Genomic DNA, 19,642 nt, shown 5'->3' with positions numbered 1-19,642 from the left:
CGGTAGGTTCTCCGGCATGCCCCGGCAGCGCCCCGTCACCATCCGCGACGTCGCCGCCCTGGCCGGCGTCTCGGCGGGCACCGCTTCCAAGGCGCTCAACGGGCGCGGCTCGCTGCGCGCCGACACCGTCGAGCGGGTGCGGCAGGCCGCCCGGCGCCTGGACTTCCGGCCCAACCCGACGGCCCGTGGCCTGCAGGCCGGCCGGAGCTACACGGTCGGCATGATCACCACGGACACCATCGGCCGGTTCAGCATCCCGCTGCTGATCGGCGCGGAGGACACCCTCGGCGGCGGGCAGATCTCGGTGCTGCTCTGCGACGCCCGCGACGACCCGATCCGCGAGCGGCACCACCTCGGCGTGCTGCTCGGCCGCCGGGTCGACGGGATCATCGTCACCGGCCGCCGGGCCGGCACCCGGGCGCCGATCGCCGGCAGCCCCGGCGTGCCGGTGGTCTACGCGTTCCTCGCCTCGGCCGACCCCGCCGACTGCTCGATCGTGCCGGACGAGGCGGGCGGCGCCCGGCAGGCCGTGGACCACCTGCGCACCGCCGGCCGGCGCCGGCTGGTGCACATCACCGGCCCCGAGCACCACCACTCGGCCCGGGTGCGGGCCGGGGCGATCGAGGCGCGGCTCGCCGAGGCCGGCGCGGCCCTGGCCACGCCGCCGCTGTTCGGCGAGTGGAGCGAGGCCTGGGGGCGGCAGGCGGCCGGCATCCTGCTCGCCCGGGGCACCGACTTCGACGGGGTGCTCGGCGGCAACGACCAGATCGCCCGGGGTGTCGGCGACGCCCTGCGCGAGGCGGGCCGGGCGGTGCCGGGCGCGGTGGCGCTGACCGGCTTCGACAACTGGGACGTCATGACCCTGGCCAGCCGGCCGGCGCTGACCAGCATCGACCTGGACCTGGAGGGGCTGGGCCGGGCCGCGGCCGGGCTGCTGCTGCGGGCCATCGACGGCGACGCCGCGCCGGGGGTGCACACCCACCCCGCCAAGCTGGTCGTCCGCGCCTCCACCGGAGCGGCGTGACCGGCGGCGGACGCTGCATCCTGCCTGCTCCATGTGGGCCCACGATCGGATGAGGACCGCCCCGGATCATTGACCGTCGTCTCCGGTGGCTTCCAGACTGCGGACAGGGCCCCGACGCGGGCCGTCGGCCTGTGCGGAAAGGATCGCTATGGAGGTCGACCCTCCCTATCTCCTCGCCGGGGGCGAGGACGGCCATCCCGGCGTGTCCCTGAGCCGGGACGCCGTCACCGGCGTGATCGAGGTGACGGTCAGCGGCCGCTGGAACCGGCGATTGTGCCTCGACGTGTACACCGTGCTGCGCAAGTGCATGGCGGAGATCCCCTCGGCGATCATCATCGAGCTGCACAACCTGCGGGACCTGGACGGCGAGAGCGCGAGCATGTGGCTGGCCGTGGCACGGGCGGCGTCCACCCTGCAGCCGCCGGCCCAGCTGGCGCTCAGCCTGCCGCCGACCCGCCGGCTGGCCGGCCGGTTGCGCCGGCTGGGCGCGGTCCGTCAGCTGCCCATCTTCGTGACCGTGCAGCAGGCCCGGGTCGCCATGGCCGGCCGGGTGCCGCTCACCGAGCACCTGCATCTGAGCCTGCTGCCGCCGGAACCCGCCTCGGTCGGCACGGCCGGCAACCTCGTCGCGGTCGCCTGCGACGCCTGGGGCCTGCCGGTGGTGACCGAGCCGAGCCGGGTGATCATCCGGGAGCTGGTCAGCAACGCCGTCCGGCACGCGGGCACCGACATCGCCGTCACCGTCTCCCGCCGCGGCTCCGGGATCTACCTCGCGGTGAACGACGGCGACCCGCGGCTGCCCAGCCTGTCCGAACCGCTCGTCCGCCCGCCGCCCGGCTACCGGCGCAACGAGCGGCGCGGCCTGTGGGCCGTGCATTCCCGGGCCAGCGCCTGGGGCGCCATGCCGTCGCCCAACGGCAAGGTCGTCTGGGCGCTCGTGCGGCCCCGGGCCCGGCTCACCGCGGGCGGGCCAGCGGCGTGAGCGAGACCTTGTCGATGATCGGCGCGGACGGCGAGCGCAGCAGGATCCCGGGGAACGTCTGCGAGGCGTACGTGGTGCCGTCGTAGTTCGGCAGCTCCGCGCTGGAGAACGAGATGGTGTTGGTGCCGCGCACCAGGGCCACCGGCACGGTCAGCTCCCAGAAATTGTTGCGGTGGAAGCTGTGCGGGAAGGTCACCCGTCCGGCCGCCGCGCCGTTGACCGTGAGGTCGGCGTGCCGCACCAGCGGGTCGGGGTTGTAGTGGGTGGCCTCCGCCTGCTCCGGGTTGGCGTAGCGGATCCGCAGCGCGTGGACCTCGGACCGGGCCGCGCGCACCGTGAAGGTCAGCGTGTTGCCGTTGCCCGGCGGGCCGCCGATCCGGTCGACCGCGGCGCCGCCGGAGGCCAGCGACAGCGGGGTGGCGGTCGCCGTGCCGGCCAGGGTGGCCGCCTCGGCCTCGTAGGTGGTGGCCGGCAGGGTCGCCGGGGTCACCTCGATCCGGTCCAGCTCGGCCCGCCCGGTGACGGTCACCTTGTTGACGCCGCCGGCGAGCGCGACGGTCACCGCGTCGTGGCCGCGTGCGGCCCGCAGCACGGTACGGCCGTTGACCGCGAGCGCGGTCCGGTCGTCGGCGCGGACCCGGATCGTCGACGGGCCGTCGGCCGCGGAGTAGACCCAGAACGTCGCCGAGCCGCCCCGGCCGATCACCACCGTGTCCCGGGTGCGCCCGTACACCGGCTCGGCGCGCGTGAGGTCGGCACGCTCGGCCTCGTACACCTCGGTCGTCGCGGCCGGGTCGGGCAGGGTCAGCTGGAGGCGGTCCAGGATGCTGTCGCCCCGGGTGGCGCGGGTGCCGTCCAGGCTGCGGGCGGCCAGCGAGAGGACGTGCCGGCCGGCGGTCAGCTCCACAGTGGTGTCGGTGTGGTCCCAGACCACCCACTTGTAGCCGAGCGGCAGGAACAGCTCCTGCTCGGCCGCGCCGTCGACGCGCAGGAAGACGTTGGTCGGCCCCTGCTCGGCGACCAGCGGGTAGGTGTTCAGCGAGTTGGCGAAGACCCGCAGGTCGTACCGGCCGGTCTCGGGCACGTCGACGGTGAATTCGAGCACGCCGTCGGAGCCGGTCCGCAGTCCGCCCACGTTGTACCCGCCGGAGGTGTAGAACTTGGACACGTCGGCGGGTGAGCCCTCCGGGCCGTTCCTGCTGTATCCCGCGCCGGTGTAGGTGGCGTCCTCGGCCTCGTAGTCACGCTCCCAGCGGGTCGGCACGGTGGCGGCCGGCGAGCTGCCCGGGGTGAGGACCACCTCGTACGCCGACGACTCGTCCAGCGCCGGCAGCCCCTCGGTGCCGAACGGCAGCACCACCGTGCCGTCCCGCACGGTCAGGTTGCGCGAGGCGACGACCGGCGGCCGGGGCGAGTCGCCGAGCTGCCCGGTCCACGGGATCCGGCGGATCTCGGCGTGCACCCCGCGACCGAAGATCCGGCCGGGCACGTTGTCGAACTGCACCCAGGACCGGCCGGCCGCGCCGCCGAAGAGCAGCCGGGCCTGACGTTTGGCCGGGTCGAGCGTCGAGACGCCCTGCAGGGTGTAGTTCTGTCCCGGGTACGGCGGCGCCACCCGTACGGTGTGCCCGGTCATCGCGCCGTAGGCGTTGAACAGCCACCACTGCCCGTTGCCCCGGTTGGCCTGCACCGCGGAGTCGGAGATGTTGCCGTCGATGTTCCAGTACGCGATGTCGGCGTCCACCTTGGACTCCTCGATGGCCGACACCCACTGGATCATCTGGCCGGGCACCGAGGTGTGGTAGTTGAACGCGTACTCGTTGACGTTGACCGGCAGCTCGCGGCCGAGCACCTCGCGCTCCCACTCGCGGTAGGTGGCGACGCTGGTGCGGACCGCCTCGGGGTGGCTCAGCTCGTGCCAGGTCATCACGTCCGGCACCGTGCCGGCCGCGACGGTGTGCTCCAGGAAGCCCTTGACCTGCGGGAAGAGCACGCTGGTGTTGGGCCCGGCGATCCGCGCCGCGGGCAGCTTGCCCTTGATCAGCGTGTACACGTCGTCCCACGCCCGGAAGTAGTCGGTGGGGTCGGTCAGCCAGCTCACCCGGTTGTACGACCACTCGCCGGTGCCGAACATGTTGCCCTCGGGCTCGTTGAACGGCACGAAGACGATGTTGTCGCGGTACTCCGGCGCCAGCGTCAGCACCTGGTCGACCTGGGTGGCGATCTTCTGCCGGTAGAGCGCCATCCTCCGCTCCGGGGTGTCACCCGGCCACTGGTACGGGAAGCCGCGGTGGATGTCGGTCAGGTAGATGTACACGTCGCCGTCGGTGCTGTCGGCGAGCGGCTTGACCACCTCCAGGGCGTCCGCGCCGGGGTGCTGCGGGCCGTCCTGCGCCTTGGTCGAGACGGTGCGCAGCTTCATGCCCTCGATCAGGTTGTTGGTCGGCACGCCCTGGCCGTACAGGCCGTAGAGCGAACCGGACGCGCCGCCGTGGAAGGCGCCGGTGTCCTTGCCGAGGTCGACGACGAGCTGGCCCTCGCGGACCACGGTCACGGTCGCGGTGATCGCCCGGCCCGCCGCGGTGCCGGTGACGGTGAACGTGCCGGTGGTGGCGTAGGCGGCCGGGTCCACCGTGGACCACTCGGTGGGGATCTGCCGCGGGTAGCCGTCGGAGAAGTCGCCGGGCACGCTCCGGGGCAGCGCCGGCGCGGTGCCGACGGTCGTGCGGACGTCGAACGCGGTCCTGCTCAGACCGGTGGCCACCGGCAGGTCGGCACCGTGCACCTCGGCCACCTGCGCCGCGGTCAGGGCCGTGCCGTAGACCCGGAAGTCGTCGATGGCACCGTCGAGCAGCGGGTCCGGGAAGAACGAGCGGCCCAGGTAGCCGGCGAAGGTGGTCGCGGGCGTCAGCAGGTCGCCGGCGGCGGCGATGGCGGACGGCGCGGAGTCCACCGCGACGCCGTCCAGGTAGGTGGTGAGCCGGTCGGCGCCGGTGTCGAGCGTGACGGTAAGCGTCTTCCACACCTCGGCCGGCACCGGCTTCGCGCCGGTGATCGACGCCTCGGCCACGCCGGGCACCAGGGCCGTGGTCCGCAGCACCCCGCTGCCGTTGTACGGGGTGCTGAACAGGAACCGGGTGGTGTCGGTGCCGAGCGCGTAGACCCACTGCCACGGCGCGGCCGTGCCGTCCCAGCGCAGCCGGACGGAGACGGTCAGGTCGCTCCGGCCGGCCAGGATCTCCCGGGGCAGCCGCACGTACGCGCCGTCCGAGGTGGGCGCCCCGCCGGGCAGGTGCAGCGCGTCCCCGGTGCGGCCGTCGGCGGCCAGGGCGGCGGTCGCGCCGTTGACCAGCACCCCGTCCAGGCCGTTGCCGGAGGTGTCGGCGACGCGCCCGCTCGTGAGGTCGGCGCCGTCGAAGGTGTAGTGCACGACCGCCGCCGGCAGCGCCGCCGCCGCGCCGAGCGCCGCCCCCGGGGTGGCCAGGCCGGCGACCAGCAGCAGCGCGGCCGCGATTCCGCCGGCGCGCCCCTTCCCGAGTTCCATGTGACCGCTCCCATCGACTGACGTCCATGCAGTGATGTGAACGGTAACATCTCGGTAACCGCTTGCAAACGGTCTCCCGGGCACGGCCGCCGCGCCCGGGAGACTCCCGCCGCTCAGCCCCCGTTCGCCCGGGAGCGCAACATCCGGCGGACCAGGTCGGCCCGCTCGCTGAGCGTCTTGCGGACCACCGGCGCCGCCTTCTCCGCGGCCTTCTCGGCGCGATCCAGGAAGGACTCGTCGATCCCGTGCAGGGGGAAGAGCCGGCCGGTGGAGCGCATCGCCGGGATCATGCCGCCGCGATCAAAGCCGGGCAGCAGGTCCAGGTACTTCTCCGCGTACGGCGCCAGCAGCTCGTCCTGACCGGGCCGCCAGAACGCCCCGGCGACCTGGGCGAAGGCGCCGACCGGCACCCGGCGCTCGGCCAGCGCCTGCCACACCTCGGCCTTCTCCCCCGGGTCCGGCACGGCGGCCCGCACGGCCAGCGCGCGGGGCCCGGTGTCCGGGTCGGGGTCGCGGGCCAGCAGGGCGGCCACCTCCGCCGCGGTCTCGCCGCCCAGCTCGGCCTTGCGGGTCAGCGCCCGCCAGGCCAGGTCCACGTCGTCACCGGCCTGCGCCTGCAGCCAGGCGACCTCGCCGAGGTCGCCGGCCACCTGGGCGTACGCCCGCAGCGCGACCTGCCGCCGGCCGTCCTGGCCGGCCAGGTCGCGGCAGACCGCGGCCACCGCGGCGGACAGCTCGGCCCGCCCGGCCGCCGGCGACCACAGCTGCGCGGTGTCCACCGCGATCATCAGGTACGGCTCGATCACCGCCTCCGAGGTCTCGGCGCGCAGCACGGCCAGCACGGCCGTCACCGCGTCGGACGCGGTCAGCTCGCCGGTGACGAGCATGTCCCAGATCGTGGCCACCGCGACGCCGCGGGAGATGGCGGTCGGCAGGGCCGGGGCCGCCGCCAGCAGCCCGGCGGTGTCACCCCCGGTCGGCCGGGTGGTGGCGAAAGTCAGGTCGTCGTCGTTGACCAGCACGAAGTCGGTGCCGGCCGGCAGCGCCACCGGCGTGCGCGGGCCCTGCACCTCGACCCGCACCAGCGCGGCGCGGGTCAGCCGGTCGCCGTCCCGGCGGTACGCGCCCACCCCGATCACCTGCGGCCGGGGCGGCCCACCCGGGCCCCCGGCCACCAGCACCGCGTGGTCGCCGTCGCGCTCCAGCGTGAGCCGGTCGGTGCCGGCGGTCTCCAGCCAGCCCCGGCGCCACGCGTTCAGGTCCCGGTCGCCCGCCGTGCCGAGCGCGTCGACCAGGTCCTGCAGCGTGGTGTTGCCCCAGGCGTGCTGGGCGAAGTAGGCGGTCATGCCGGTGACGAAGTTGTCCTCGCCGACGTAGGTCATGAGCTGCTGCAGGACCGAGGCGCCCTTGGGATAGGTGATCGCGTCGAAGATCGACGCGGCCTCCGCGACGTCGCGGATCGGCAGGCTGATCGGGTGCGAGACCGGGCTCTGGTCCGCCAGGTACGCGCTGAGCTTGTCCTCCGCCAGGTGCGCCGCCCACGCGTCGGTGTACGCCGTGGCGTTCACCGCGGCCCAGTGGCAGGCGAACTCCGCGAACGCCTCGTTCAGCCAGAGGTCGTCCCACCAGCGCATCGTGACGATGTTGCCGAACCACATGTGCGCCATCTCGTGCAGCAGCACCCGGGTCAGCAGCTCCCGTTCGGCCGGCGTCGGGGTGGCCCGCCGCAGGAACACGTCCGACCAGGTGACGCAGCCGTAGTTCTCCATCGCGCCGCCGAAGTCGGGCATGAACACCTGGTCGTAGCGGCGCTGCGGGAACGGCATCCCGAAGACCCGGCCGTAGAAGCCGAGGCCCTGCCCGGTGAGCGTGAAGATCTCGTCGGCGTCCCGGTCCAGGATCGGCGCCAGCGACCGCCGGGCGAACACCCCGAGGTCCCAGCCGTCGACCTCGCGGCGGATCTCGTACAGCGGGCCGGCGTTGATGACCGTGTTGTACGGCGACAGCGCGGGGGTGTCCGGGAAGACCCAGCGGCGGGCCGGGCCGAGACCGGTCACCCGCGCGGCGCCGGAGTTGCTGGTCACCGTCCAGGCGGCCGGGGCGGTCACGGTGAACGCGTGCGGGGCCTTGAGGTCGGGCTGGTCGAAGCAGGCCCACACGTGCCGGGCCTCGTCCGGTTCGAACGACATCCACACGTACACCTCGCCGTCCGCCGGGTCGACGGCCTTGTGCACGCCCTCGCCGTCGGTGGTGTTCGCCTGCACGCTCTCCACCACCAGCACGTTGTGCGCGGCGAGGGTGTCCAGGGCGATCCGGCCGTCGGCGGCGGGGCCGAGCGGCCGGTCGTTGAGCACGGCGCGCACCACCTCGGCCGCGCAGTCGATGAAGGTCTCGGCACCGGGCTCCCGGCAGGTGAACGTCACCGTGGAGACGGACCGCACGTGCGGCCCGGTCGGCAGGTCGGTCAGGTCGACGTTGATGTCGTACCGGTCGACCGAGAGCAAACGGGCGCGCCTCTCGGCCTCGGTCTGGGTCAGGCTGCGGGTCGGCAATGGTCCTCCTCCAGGATCCCCTCGATGGTAGGAGAATCTCCAGGAGGACCGCGGCCCGATAATTCCGGCCCGCTCAGCGGGCCGGGCGGGTCGCCGACAGGACCAGGTTGAAGCCGGTGTCGGCGGCCACGACCGGGTCCGCGAAACCGGCGGCGGCCAGCAGCTCGAGCCGCCTGGCCGGGCCGCCCTGGGTGCCCAGGCCGTAGGCGCCGGGCTGGCTCAGCGAGCCGGGCGTGCACAGCGCGGTGGAGCCGGCGAAGTTGGCCCGGGCGACCGGGTTGCCGATCGTGGTGGTGAAGTCGTCGGCCGACCACGGCTCCACCGCGACCACGATGCCGCCGTCGGCCAGCGCGTCGTACGCGGCGCGCAGGGCGGCCGGCGGGTCACCCAGGTCGTGCAGCGAGTCGAAGTAGACCACCACGTCGTACGGGCCGGCGGCGCCGATCCCGGCCGAGTCGGCGACGTGGAAGGTGACGTTGTCCGGGCTGCCGGCCTCGATCGCCCGGGCCCGGGCGGTCGCGATCGACGGCTCGTGGTGGTCGAAGCCGGCCACCGTGGACGCCGGCCAGGTGCGGCCGATCAGCATCGTGGCCACGCCGTGCCCGCAGCCGACGTCGGCCACCCGGGCGCCGGCCGCCAGTCTGGCCACCAGCCCCGGCACGGCCGGGAACCAGGTCTGGGCGAGCTGGTGCACGTACGCCGTGCGGAAGAACCGCTCGATGCCGTGCGCGGTGCAGCCGGGCACGTCGGCGTACGCCAGGCCGCCGTCGGTGCGGAAGGCGTGCGCGAGCTGGTCCAGCGAGAGGTAGTAGCCGGTGATGATCTCGGCGCCGCCGACGAGGTAGGTGGGCGAGTCCACCACCGACAGCGCGAGCGCGTGCTCCATCGGCAGCTCGAAGGTCTCGCCGTCGCTGGTGAGGTAGCCGGAGACCGTCATCGCCTTGAGCCACTCGGTGACCAGCCGCGGGTGCAGGCCGGTGCCGGCGGCGAGCTTGCCGGCGGTCATCAGCCCGGCGCCGGTCATCGCCCGGAACAGGCCGAGCCGGTCGCCGAGCACGGTCATCGCGGTGGTCGCGGCGCCGGCCACGTCGGTGATGAGCTGGCCCGCGAAGGCTTCCGCGCGGGCCTCGTCGAGGGTCGGGTGCTGGGGTGTCTGTGTCATGGCGACCACGGTGCGGGCCCGCGCTTGCCGGGCCCTTGCCGGCGGCTTGCCCGGCCTTGCTCAGCCGTGCAGGTCCAGGCTGAGCAGGGCGAACTCGGCCACCCCGGCGCTGTCGCCGGCCACCGGCGACGGCAGGTCCGGCGCACCGGCGCTGTCACCGGCGATCGGCGGCGGCAGGTCGGGCGCGCCGGCGCGCAGCCGGGCCAGCCGTTCCCGGTCCGGGCCCATCACGGCCGGCGCGAACGGGCTGGCGTCCGCGGCGGCGACGATGACCGCGGCCGCCCGGGCGTCGCCGAGGTCGCCGAGCAGCTCGGCGGTGTGCCGCAGGCTGGTCCAGACCTGCGCGGTCATGCCGGCGTCGCGGACCGCCCGGATCGCCTCGCGGCAGGCGGCGATCGCGGCGTCCCGGCGGCCCAGCCGGACCAGCACGGCGGCGCGGGCCACCTGGGCGATGTTCCCGGTGTATGCCTGGTCGAGCCGGCCGCTGTGCTCCAGCGCCAGGTCGTACCAGGCCAGCGCCTGCTCCGGCGCCGAGGCGGCGAGCAGCTCGCCGCGGGTGAACGGCACGAAACCCTCCTGGACGTCGGTGGCCAGCTCGCCGGCGTACCGGTCGAGCCGGCTCAGGCCCGCCGCCGCGTCGCCGGCATAGCCGTCCATCATGGCCGCGCAGCACACGCCGTTGGCGCGCGACCAGCCGGGCGCGGCCGGGTCGGCGAGCAGCCGCAGCGCGTCCACGTGCACGTCGTCGCGGCGCCCGGCGAACATCGCGGTGGAGATCCGCAGCAGCAGCGCCGCCCAGCGCAGCGGGTGACCCTCGGGCAGCCGGTCCAGGGCCGCGGTGAGCAGGCGGTGCGCCTCCGGCAGCCGGCTGTCGAGGCACTCGCCCAGGCCGGCGGCCAGCGCCCGCAGCGCGTCGGTTTCGGTCCGCACCCGCTCCGGCGCCTGCCGCACCAGCTGCGCGGTCAGGCCCGGGTCGGCCAGGTCCACCGAGGCCGTGGCGATCAGGGCGGCCAGCCGGGCGCCGTCGTCCGTGTCGCCCAGCCAGGACAGCGCCTCCTGGAGGTTCGCCAGCTCGCGGCGCAACGCCGGGTTCGTGTGCGGGTTGCGGACCCGCTGGCGGCGGACCAGGTCGGCGGCGACGTCGAGCATCCAGCGGGCGTGCGCGTCCCGGGCCTGCCGCTCGCCGGCCGGGCCGAGGTGGGCGAGCCCGACGTGCCGGACGGTCTCCAGCAGCCGGTAGCGCGGCGGGTCGGCGGTCAGGTCGCAGCCGACCAGCGAGGCGTCGACCAGCTCCGGCAGGATCCGCTCGCCGTCCGGGCACAAGTGCCGCAGCGCGTCCAGGCCGAAACCGCCGCGGCAGACCGCCAGCCGGTCCAGCAGGGCCTGCCCGGCCGGGCTGAGCAACCGGTACGACCACTCGACGGTGGCCGCCACCGCGGTGGCCCGGTCGCCACCGTGGGCCGGATCGAGCACCTGGAGCCCGGCGCCCAGCCGGTCCCGCAGATGCACCAGCCCGAACACCGCCTCCCGCCGCGCGGCCAGCTCCACCGCGAGCGGCAGCCCGTCGACCAGCCGGCAGATCTCGGCGGCCAGCTCCCGGCTGCGCGGGTCGTCCGGGAAGTCCGCCCGCAGCAGCGCGGCCCGGTCACGGAAGAGCGCGACCCGGTCGGGCTCGGCGAGCGGGCCGAGCCGCAGCACCCGTTCCCCGGCCGCGTCCAGCCGCTGCCGGGAGGTGGCCAGCACGCGCACCCGGGGGCAGCGGCCGGCGATGCCGTCGACCAGCTCCCGGACCGCGCCGAGCAGGTGCTCGCAGTTGTCCAGCACCAGCACCGCCGGCGCCGAGCCGAGCCGTTCGGCGATGGCCGCCACGCCGCCCCGGGGCGCGGCGCGCAGCCCGAGCGCGCCGGCGACCGCGGTGGCGACATCGGCCGGCACCGACAGCTCGGCCAGCTCGACGACCAGCTCGCCGCCGGTGAGCACCTCGGTCATCAGCCGGGTCTTGCCCACCCCGCCGGGCCCCACGATCGTCACCAGCCGGCTCTCGTCGAGCGCCTGGCGCAGCAGCGCCAGTTCGTCCGCGCGCCCGAAGAACCGGTCGGCCCGCCGCCGCGGCGCAGCGGGCGCGGCCGGGCGCAGCGCCGGATCCTCGCTCAGGATCCGGCTGTGCAGCTGATCGAACGCCGGCGACGGGTCCACGCCGTGCTCGTCGGCCATCCGCTCCCGGAAGGCCCGCGCCGCGCCGAGCGCCTCCGCGGTCCGGCCGCTCTGGTGCAACGCCCGCATCAGCAGCAGCTGGGCCCGTTCCCGCAACGGCTCCGCGGTGGCCAGCGCCTCGATCTCGGGCAACGCGGCCGCGGCCGCCCCGGCCGCCAGCCGCCGGTCCAGCCACTCCTCCCGCAGATGCCGCCGCCACTCGGTGAGCCGGGCGATCTCGGGCGCGAACGCGATCCGGTCGGCCACCTCGCCCAGCGGATCGCCCCGGAACAGCGCGAGGGCCTCGGCCAGCGCGGCGGCGGCCTGCTCGGGCTGCCGGGCCCGGGCCGCCTCGACCAGCTGCTCGACCCGATTGACGTCCAGCGCGCCGACCGGCAGGTCCAACCGGTAGCCGCCGGGACCCCGCACGATCACCGCGTCGCCGGTGTGCCGGCGCAACCGGGAGACGTAGCTGTGCAGGTTGCCGACCGCGTTGTCCGGCGGCTCGGCACCCCAGAGCGCGTCGATCAGATCGGCGACCGGCACGACCCGGCCGCCGGCCAGCGCCAGCCGGGCCAGCAGGATCCGCTGCGAGGCGCCGCTCAGCGGGGCGGCCACACCGTCGAGCCGCAGCTCGACCGGGCCCAGCAGCCCCACTTCTACGCGCACGGCCCCATTCTTCTCCCGCGGGGCCGCGGGAGAACAGGGCTTTTGCCGCCGGCCGTGTGCGTCCGTCCGGCTCCGGCGGCCCGGTTATGCTGCGGTCCTGATGGAATCTCCCTCGTCCTACCGGGACGCCAGCCGGGCGAGGCTGCGCGACGCGCTGGTCGGCGCGGCCCGTGACCTGACCGTCGCGCACGGCTGGGCGAGCGTGCGCATGATGGATGTCGCCCGGGCCGCCGGGGTCAGCAGGCAGACCGTCTACAACGAGTTCGACGGGCGGGCCGGCCTCGCCGAGGCCATCGCCGTACGGGAGATCGAGCGGTTCGTCCACGCCGTCCGCACCGAGCTGTTCGCCCACGGGGCCGACGTCCGCGCCGCCGCGTACGCCGCGGTCCTGCACACGCTGCGCGAGGCGGCCGGCAACGCGCTGGTGCGGGCGATCCTGACCAGCGCCCGCGGCGGCGCGGACGAGCTGCTGCCCTATCTGACCACCCGCTCGGACACGGCGCTGGCGCCGGCCGGTGCGGTGATCGCCGAGTGGGCGGCCGTCCACCTGCCGGAGGCCGGCGAGGAGGCGGTCGCGCTGGCCGGGGACGCGGTCATCCGGCTGACGATCAGCCACATCATGCTGCCCTCGGACACCCCGGAGGCGACCGCGGCCGCGCTCGCCGAGGTGTTCGCCCGGCTGCTGAGCTGAGCCCGACCGCCGGCGCTACTTGACACGAGGGCCGTTCGTGTAAACCATGAGGCCATGGACGTCGCCGTGTCCCCGTGGCGCGACACCAGGCGTCCCCTGTGGCCGCTCGCCCTCGTGGTCCCCGCCCTGCCGTTCACCGCCCTGCTGCTGGCCGCCGCGTCCGGGTCGGCCTGGGCCTGGTGGCTGACACCCGTCTTCATCCTCGGCGTCATCCCGCTGATCGACGTGCTCGTCGGCGACGACCGGGCCAACCCACCGGACGAGGCCGTGCCGGCCCTGCAGGCGTCGCCCTACTACCGCTGGATCACCTACCTCTTCCTGCCGGCGCAGTACGCAGCCCTGGTCGTGACGTGCGTGGCGTGGACCCGCGGGCCCGGCCCGGTCGGCGCCGCCGGGCTGGTGCTGACGGCCGGACTGGTCAACGGCATCGCCATCAACACCGCCCACGAGCTCGGCCACAAACGCGAGAGCGTGGAGCGCTGGCTGTCCAAGATCGCCCTCGCGCCGACCGGGTACGGGCACTTCTTCGTCGAGCACAACCGCGGCCACCACGTCCGGGTCGCCACCCCGGAGGACCCGGCCAGCTCCCGGCTCGGGGAGACGTACTGGCGGTTCTGGCCGCGTACCGTGATCGGCAGCCTGCGCTCCGCCTGGCGGCTGGAAACGGCCCGGCACCGGCTCCGCGGGCGCAGCCCGTGGACGGCACGCAACGACGTGCTGCACGCGTGGGCCATGACGGCGGCGCTGTTCACCGCCCTGACCGTGGCGCTCGGGCCCGGGGTCCTGCCGTTCCTCGCACTGCAGGCAGCGGTCGGCTTCTCCGCCCTGGAAGCGGTCAACTACCTCGAGCACTACGGGCTGCGCCGGCAGCGCAACGCCGCGGGACGGTACGAGAAGGTGGACCCGCGGCACAGCTGGAACAGCGACCGGCTGACCACCAACATCTTCCTGTTCCAGCTGCAACGGCACAGCGACCACCACGCCAACCCGCTGCGCCGCTACCAGACCCTGCGCAGTTTCGACGTCTCCCCCCAGCTCCCCGCCGGCTACGCGACGATGCTGCTGCTGGCCCTGGTGCCCCCGCTCTGGCGGCGCGTGATGGACCACCGGGTGCTCGCCCACTACGGCGGCGACCCGGCACTGGCCAACTGCGCCCCGGGCTACCGGGCACCGCACCCGGACGGCCCGCCCCCTCGGTAGCCGCCGGTCGCCCGTCCGGTCCCGCCAGACCGGACGGGACCTCCCGGTCGCGCCGGCCACCCCGCCGGCGCGACCGGCCAGGTCACCCGATGCTCAGCCGTCCGGCCCACGGCCTTCGGCTCCCGGTGCGGCGCGGCTCGTGGCTCAGCGGGTGGGATGGAGCAGCACGGCGTACAGGTCGCGGGGGCCGGGCTCGTGGACGTTGCCGTCGGCGTCGCGGCCGAGCGGCGCAGCGTCGCCGGCGGCCGGGAAGTACCAGCCCTCCTCCACGTCGGCCAGCGGGGAGACGCCGTCCTCCCCCGCGACCACCACGACGGCCTCGTCGGGCAGGTCGGCAAGGATCTCCCGCAGGCCCGCCACGGTGATCGTGCCGAGGGTGAGCAGCGGGTCGACCCGGGCGTTCTGGTCCCGGACGTAGGTGTTCTCCTCAGGGTGCACCGGCGGTCTCCCCTTCGTCGCGTCGCCGCCATCCTGTCAGCAACCCGCCCGGGCAGACGGCCGAATCACCGCCGCGACGCTCCGCCGCCGTGGGGCAGATCGCGGTCGAATTCCTCTTGCGCAGATCAGTCTGTGTTGCAAAGCTAACGTCATGACAGACGAATCTGCCTCGCAGCGGCACACCGCTCATGAACTCCTGGCGACCGTGCGTGACCTCACGCACCAGGTCCGCGTCGCCCAGCGCGGCACCTGGTTCCCCCTGCTGGTCTTCGCGCTGATCACGCTGGCCGCGATACCCGTCTACCGGTACGGGCCGTACGTCGACCTGTTCGACACCTGCCGCACCCGCGGGGCCCAGCGAGTCTGCTCGGGAGAGAACCCGGTCGAGCTCGGATACTGGACGGTCGCGCTGGTGCTCGCGTACGCGGCGATCGCCGGCTTCTACGTCCGGCGGTCCCGGCGCCGGGGCGTCGGCACCCCGGTCCGGCCCTACGTCATCGTCGGCGCGGCACTGGCCGTGCTGATGGCGACCGGGTCGATCTGGCTGGTGTTCCACCCGCTCGTGCCGGTGCCCGCCGACCCCTTCACCCCCGACCCGGTCGGCCCCGAGGCCGGGCCGGTCGCGCTGCTGGTGTACGGGCTGGCCAGCCCGCTGGTGGCGATCGGACTGGGCCTGCTGGTGCTCGCGTGGGTCGAACGCCACCGGGCGCTGCTGGTCTACGGCCTCGGCTACCTGGCGATCTCGGCGATCCAGGGCAGCCGGGTCATCACCTCACCGTCGCTGTGGTACTTCCTGCCGCAGCTGCTCGTCCCGGCGGTTGTGCTGCTGCTGGGCGCCGCCGGATTCGCCCTGTTCCGGCCGGCCGCCGAGGCTCACCGGTGACGACCGGGCACCCCGCCAACGGCCTGGAGGACGTCGTCCACCAGCGCGTCCGGCTCGGCATCATGGCGATCGCGCACGAGGCCCGGCAGGTCGAGTTCGGCTTCCTGCGGACCAGGCTGCAGCTGACCGCCGGCAACCTGGGCCAGCACCTGACCGTCCTGGAGAAGGCCGAGCTGATCCGGATCGACAAGGGCTACGAGGGCAAGCGCCCCCGCACCTGGGTCACCCTCACCGCCGCCGGGCAGGCCGCCCTCCGCAAGGAGATCACCCACCTCAAGCAACTCATCCAGCAGGTCGAAGACACCGACACGACGCCGGCCCCGGACCAGTGACGGCAACGGTGTCCGCGACGGGCCAGAGTTCGCTTACCAGGGGGTGACAGACCGTCGAACGGTGCGCCCGATGAGTGACTACCACGCCGTCTGGCCGCTGCGGGACGACGTAGGCGTGAAGGATCCGTCAGAGCCCGACGTTTCAGCGGAGCTGGCTGATCGTCTCGAAGCCTGCTTCCACCATGAGTCCCGCGACCGGCTTCTGCCTCCTTTCCCGAAGGTCCGGAGTCCACATGCGAAGATACATCCTCACCGGCGCGCCCGGCTCGGGAAAGACGGCTGTGCTGCGGCAGCTGGAGATCGACGGTTACGCCGTCGTCGAGGAAGCCGCGACGGACGTCATCGCCCTGCGCCAGGCACTCGGCACCCAGGAGCCGTGGCGCGAGCCCGCCTTTCTCGACGACATCGCGGATCTTCAGCGCAGACGACAGCTCTCCGCCGACACGGTTGCCCGGCCCGTCACGTTCTTCGACCGCTCGCCGGTCTGCACGCTGGCGCTGAGCCGCCACCTGGGCGTGCCCGCAGCAACCGGGCTGCGCACCGAGCTCGACCGGATACGGGTGGCGCGCGTCTACGAGCCGAGCGTCTTCTTCGTGCGCCATCAGGGATCTGTCCGGCCCACAGCCGCACGCCGCATCAGTTTCGAGGAGTCACTCGTCTTCGAGAAGACCCATGAAGCGGCCTACCGCGAGCTGGGATTCACGCTGGTCGAGGTGCCCGCGGCGCCGCTCCCGGTTCGTGCGGCCCTGATCAGGCAGGCTGTCGACGCCCGGTGAGGCGGAGCAGCACGGCGTGCAGGTCACGCCCTAGGGTGCGCATCGGGTCGACCCTCATCGCGTCGCCATCCGACTTTCGCCATTTCTGGATCACGGTCCCCCGGCGGCCCAGCCCGGTGCCGGGTTCGTCCGGTATGCGGGACGGCGTTGTGGAGGTTGAGGGGTTCATCCCAGGAGGAAAGGGGCGCGAGTGGTGGACCTTGTGGCGGTGCGGTGTGGCTGGAGAGTCTTTTGCGTGGTTGGTGTATCGGGCGATGGCAATAGCCCGCCGGAGTGACGTGGGCCGCGCGCCGACCGCCACCGACGCGCAAGATTTCGATCTTGTTGAATTGGTGTGAGCTCCGAACCTTAAGTCCACAAGATCGACAATTCACTGCTCGCTTCGTGACTTTTACGCTCTTTGTTCCCTTAGGATTCCTGCGATGTGAGAATCCTGCTCAATATGTGGACCAGTGCTGCGGGTCCGGCGGTGGGCAGGCCTCCGGCAATGCTTGGCGCGGCCGTTTCGGCGCGGCAGAAGCGTGTCGCCCGTCCGGGGGATGGCGATCGATCATCACAACAGCCACGCAAAAGACTCACTGGAACGTTTTAGCTCATCAAGATCGGCGGGAAGGCTGCTGCTGAGGCTGCGACGGCACTGAATGGCGAGAGTCGACCGTCGCCACAATCCTGTCAGCAGCCCGCCTGAGTCACCGGGTGTTGGGCTGCTGCGCCAGGAGCGCCCGCGCACAACCCTCCTCGTCACCCACCCGTTCCACGCGCTCAACCCGGCGCCGCTGCGGAGCCGCCGCGAACTGCACGAGTACTTCACCACGCCGCCCCGCCCGCCGGCCTCGACCTCCGTCGGGGCAGCAGGTGCGCGGCCACCCGCACCCTGCGCGTCCTGGTCGCCCGCCACCCAGTGGGTGAGGTCGTAATTGACCGTCTTCTGGCCGGCGCGCTTCGGCGGCTCCACCGACACGAAGTGGCCGAGCAGCACGAGGGGCACGACCTTGATGACACCCAGCTCGGCGGTGACCGCGAACGGGTGTCCGTCACTCGCCGGGCGCCTCGACGATCAGTCTGTGGTCGCCCCGCTCGATGTCGGACAGCCGGAAGCGTCCCGTGTCGCCGCCGCGACCAGGCACTGCCCGACCACGGGATCGCCGCGACCCTGGACGCGCACCGCACGCAGGCGCCGGCTCAGGTCTCGTAGTAGCGGCCCCGCTGCCGGGCATAGGAGCGCCGGGAGTTCCGCGGGAACGCCCGCAGCGCGAAAGCCGTGATGGCCGCGCTCGCCAGCGCGACCACCACGATCGCGAGCGCCGGCGTGCCGGCCACCGACAACGACGTGGCGGAGCTCGCCGCCGTCCGGGGCTGGGCCGCGTTGGCCGTTGCGCCGGCGGCCGCGGCCGGGGGTGGTGCGGTCGGCAGGGCGGCGAAGTCGACGATGCCGCTGCTCTCCAGCAGGGTCATGTGGGTCATGACGAACTGGTTGGTGCGCTGGGCCAGCTTGCGGACCGTATCGTTGCGGGTGCTGGCCCGGATCGTGGCGATGGCCGGGAAGATCTTGCCGTGGGCCGCGCGCAGCCGGTCGATGTAGACCCGGTCGAACTCGGCTCCCTCCGCGTCGCGCATCTCGGCCAGCCAGGTCTGCTGGTCCGCGTTGGGCTTGTTCGGCAGGGTGACGTCCAGCTTCTTCGCCGCGGCCCGGACGAGCTTGTCGAGCGCCACGTGCTGGCTGGCGATGTCGCGCCCGATGGCCTGGATCCGCGGGTCCTCGGACTTCTCCTGGGCCATCTCGCCGGCCGGGATCTCCCACAGCCCGGCGAGCCGGACCTTGACCGCGAAATCGCGGTCCGCCTCCGAGATGTCACCCTTGCCGCGGTCGCTCAGCAGCCCGTTGGGCGGGACCGGTACGCCGGGTTCGGCGCGTGCCACCTGCGGGTCGAGCAGGACCAGGGCGAAGGCGGCGAGCGCCGCGCCCGACATGCGGCGATGCCACAGCAACATCCGATCGACAGCGAACACGGTTACCTCCGAGATGACCTTGGCTGGTCCCTGAGAGGAGATACGTAGCGCGGCGTGTTTCGGATCACATGAAAACAGCGAGTTCCGGGTCGGTGGGCGTCAGCTCCCGGGATCACGCAGCGAGGTCGGCGAGAGGAACGGCCGCAGCGGGCCCTCCGCGACCGTGCGGGGCAGCCGCCGGGCCACCCCGGCCAGCAGGTCGGCGACCTGCACCCGCGGGTCGTCGCGGGAGTCGACCGTCACCAGCCCGGCCAACGGTGACAGCCGTGCCGGAGACGGCCCGGCCAACGGTGACAGCCGTGCCGGAGACGGCCCGGCCAACGGTGACAGCCGTGCCGGGGACGGCCCGGCCGCGTCGGCCAGGACCTGCTGGAGGCGCCGCAGCCGGTCCGCGGTGAGCGCGCTCTGCTCGTCGTGGATCACCAGGACCTGGCGCACTCCCCCGCTCCAGAACAGCACGGTCTCGGCCAGCGCGGGCAGCATCGGTTCCAGCGGCGGCGGGATCGACCGGTCGTCGTCGCACAGCCTGGTCAGCACGGCCTGCACCTGGGTGCGGCTGAGGTCGCCGAGGATGCCGGCGGCCGGCGCGCCGAGGCCGGCCCGGACCAGGGTGTCGCGGGTCCGGAAGAACCGGTCGAGGGCGCGGCGGTCCGGCCGGTGCCGGCGCTTGATCCGGGCCAGCTCGACGAAGGCCGCGAGGAAGTCCGCCCAGCCGGCGGCCGGGCGGCCGGCCCGGTACAGGGCCAGGGCGGCCGGGCGGTGGTCCTGGGTCAGGCGGGTGCCGGCCGCGTAGGACGGTTCGGCCAGGAACAGGTCGACGATCCGGGTGACCAGGAAGTACTCCTTGTCGACCAGGTGCACGTGGGCCCGGCCGGTCAGCGCCGTCAGCAGCCACTCCAGCGCCTCGCCCGCTCCCGGGCCGCGCAGGAACCGGCCCGACTTGAGCTCGTCCGGTGAGTACCGGAAGCCGGACCGCAGCGCCGTGATCAGCCCGGCCGCCTCGCCGGCGGCCAGGTCGACGCTCGCGTGCGTGATCACCGGGGTGGCCGGGTCGAGCAGGTTGGTGCCGGAGAACCCGGACTCGTCGCAGGCGATCTCCACCACCGGGCCGGTCACCGCGTCCGCCGGCGGCAGCCCGCCCTGCAGCGGCGTCCACGCCCGGTCCCGCCCCATGGCGACCATGCTC

The 19,642-nt window shown here is 73.8% G+C and carries 15 protein-coding genes; 7 read left to right on the top strand and 8 right to left on the bottom strand.

Features of this window, described 5'->3' with window-relative positions; genetic code table 11:
- The first annotated feature begins 16 nt into the window (after window positions 1-16).
- On the top strand, window positions 17-1,024 hold the full coding sequence (locus tag ACIBQZ_RS12000; RefSeq protein ID WP_396088585.1) for a LacI family DNA-binding transcriptional regulator: 1,008 nt from the start codon (window positions 17-19) through the stop codon (window positions 1,022-1,024).
- A 148-nt stretch (window positions 1,025-1,172) separates the two neighbouring features.
- Window positions 1,173-2,006, top strand: a complete 834-nt coding sequence (locus ACIBQZ_RS11995; protein ID WP_396088584.1) for an ATP-binding protein — start codon at window positions 1,173-1,175, stop codon at window positions 2,004-2,006.
- On the opposite strand, the gene ACIBQZ_RS11990 is transcribed toward ACIBQZ_RS11995, so the two are convergent.
- The 4 genes from ACIBQZ_RS11990 to ACIBQZ_RS11975 all read right to left on the bottom strand — a co-directional run bounded on the left by ACIBQZ_RS11990 (window position 1,981) and on the right by ACIBQZ_RS11975 (window position 12,126).
- Window positions 1,981-5,550 (bottom strand): LamG-like jellyroll fold domain-containing protein, encoded by a 3,570-nt coding sequence (locus ACIBQZ_RS11990; RefSeq protein ID WP_396088583.1) that lies wholly within the window; start codon window positions 5,548-5,550, stop codon window positions 1,981-1,983. The two genes, ACIBQZ_RS11995 and ACIBQZ_RS11990, sit on opposite strands and share 26 nt — an antisense overlap.
- A 113-nt stretch (window positions 5,551-5,663) precedes the next feature.
- Window positions 5,664-8,102, bottom strand: coding sequence for an aminopeptidase N (pepN, locus tag ACIBQZ_RS11985; protein ID WP_396088582.1), 2,439 nt, complete (start codon window positions 8,100-8,102; stop codon window positions 5,664-5,666).
- 73 nt (window positions 8,103-8,175) lie between these two features.
- A complete protein-coding gene (locus tag ACIBQZ_RS11980; RefSeq protein ID WP_396088581.1) occupies window positions 8,176-9,264 on the bottom strand; it encodes a class I SAM-dependent methyltransferase in 1,089 nt (362 codons plus the stop codon).
- A 60-nt stretch (window positions 9,265-9,324) separates the two neighbouring features.
- On the bottom strand, window positions 9,325-12,126 hold the full coding sequence (locus tag ACIBQZ_RS11975) for a BTAD domain-containing putative transcriptional regulator (protein WP_396088580.1): 2,802 nt from the start codon (window positions 12,124-12,126) through the stop codon (window positions 9,325-9,327).
- Window positions 12,127-12,226: 100 nt separating this feature from the next.
- On the opposite strand from ACIBQZ_RS11975, the gene ACIBQZ_RS11970 reads away from it, so the two are divergent.
- Window positions 12,227-12,817, top strand: a complete 591-nt coding sequence (locus ACIBQZ_RS11970) for a TetR family transcriptional regulator (RefSeq protein ID WP_396088579.1) — start codon at window positions 12,227-12,229, stop codon at window positions 12,815-12,817.
- A 54-nt stretch (window positions 12,818-12,871) separates the two neighbouring features.
- Window positions 12,872-14,017, top strand: a complete 1,146-nt coding sequence (locus tag ACIBQZ_RS11965) for an alkane 1-monooxygenase (protein WP_396088578.1) — start codon at window positions 12,872-12,874, stop codon at window positions 14,015-14,017.
- 144 nt (window positions 14,018-14,161) lie between these two features.
- On the opposite strand, the gene ACIBQZ_RS11960 is transcribed toward ACIBQZ_RS11965, so the two are convergent.
- On the bottom strand, window positions 14,162-14,455 hold the full coding sequence (locus ACIBQZ_RS11960) for a hypothetical protein (RefSeq protein WP_396088577.1): 294 nt from the start codon (window positions 14,453-14,455) through the stop codon (window positions 14,162-14,164).
- A gap of 151 nt (window positions 14,456-14,606) precedes the next feature.
- Here ACIBQZ_RS11960 and ACIBQZ_RS11955 point away from each other — a divergent pair, with 151 nt between their 5' ends.
- The 3 genes from ACIBQZ_RS11955 to ACIBQZ_RS11945 all read left to right on the top strand — a co-directional run bounded on the left by ACIBQZ_RS11955 (window position 14,607) and on the right by ACIBQZ_RS11945 (window position 16,446).
- Complete coding sequence (locus ACIBQZ_RS11955; protein ID WP_396088576.1) at window positions 14,607-15,338, top strand: hypothetical protein; 732 nt, start codon at window positions 14,607-14,609, stop codon at window positions 15,336-15,338.
- Window positions 15,335-15,670, top strand: coding sequence for a transcriptional regulator (locus ACIBQZ_RS11950; RefSeq protein ID WP_396088575.1), 336 nt, complete (start codon window positions 15,335-15,337; stop codon window positions 15,668-15,670). The genes ACIBQZ_RS11955 and ACIBQZ_RS11950 overlap by 4 nt, the downstream gene beginning before the upstream one ends.
- A gap of 182 nt (window positions 15,671-15,852) precedes the next feature.
- A complete protein-coding gene (locus ACIBQZ_RS11945) occupies window positions 15,853-16,446 on the top strand; it encodes an AAA family ATPase (protein WP_396088574.1) in 594 nt (197 codons plus the stop codon).
- Window positions 16,447-16,999: 553 nt separating this feature from the next.
- Here the strand turns inward: ACIBQZ_RS11945 and ACIBQZ_RS11940 are convergent.
- From ACIBQZ_RS11940 to ACIBQZ_RS11930, 3 genes are all read right to left on the bottom strand, one after another.
- Window positions 17,000-17,434 carry a hypothetical protein gene (locus ACIBQZ_RS11940; protein WP_396088573.1) on the bottom strand — a complete coding sequence of 145 codons (435 nt, stop codon included), beginning with the start codon at window positions 17,432-17,434 and terminating at the stop codon, window positions 17,000-17,002.
- A 194-nt stretch (window positions 17,435-17,628) separates the two neighbouring features.
- Window positions 17,629-18,456, bottom strand: a complete 828-nt coding sequence (locus ACIBQZ_RS11935) for a DUF4142 domain-containing protein (protein WP_396088572.1) — start codon at window positions 18,454-18,456, stop codon at window positions 17,629-17,631.
- A gap of 99 nt (window positions 18,457-18,555) precedes the next feature.
- Window positions 18,556-19,629, bottom strand: coding sequence for a hypothetical protein (locus ACIBQZ_RS11930; RefSeq protein ID WP_396088571.1), 1,074 nt, complete (start codon window positions 19,627-19,629; stop codon window positions 18,556-18,558).
- Between the last annotated feature and the right edge of the window lie 13 nt (window positions 19,630-19,642).

Source organism: Actinoplanes sp. NPDC049599, from assembly GCF_044465625.1.
Lineage (GTDB): Bacteria > Actinomycetota > Actinomycetes > Mycobacteriales > Micromonosporaceae > Actinoplanes.
The sequence above is the reverse complement of the archived record's forward strand: the minus strand, read 5'-3'. Positions and strand labels throughout refer to the sequence as shown.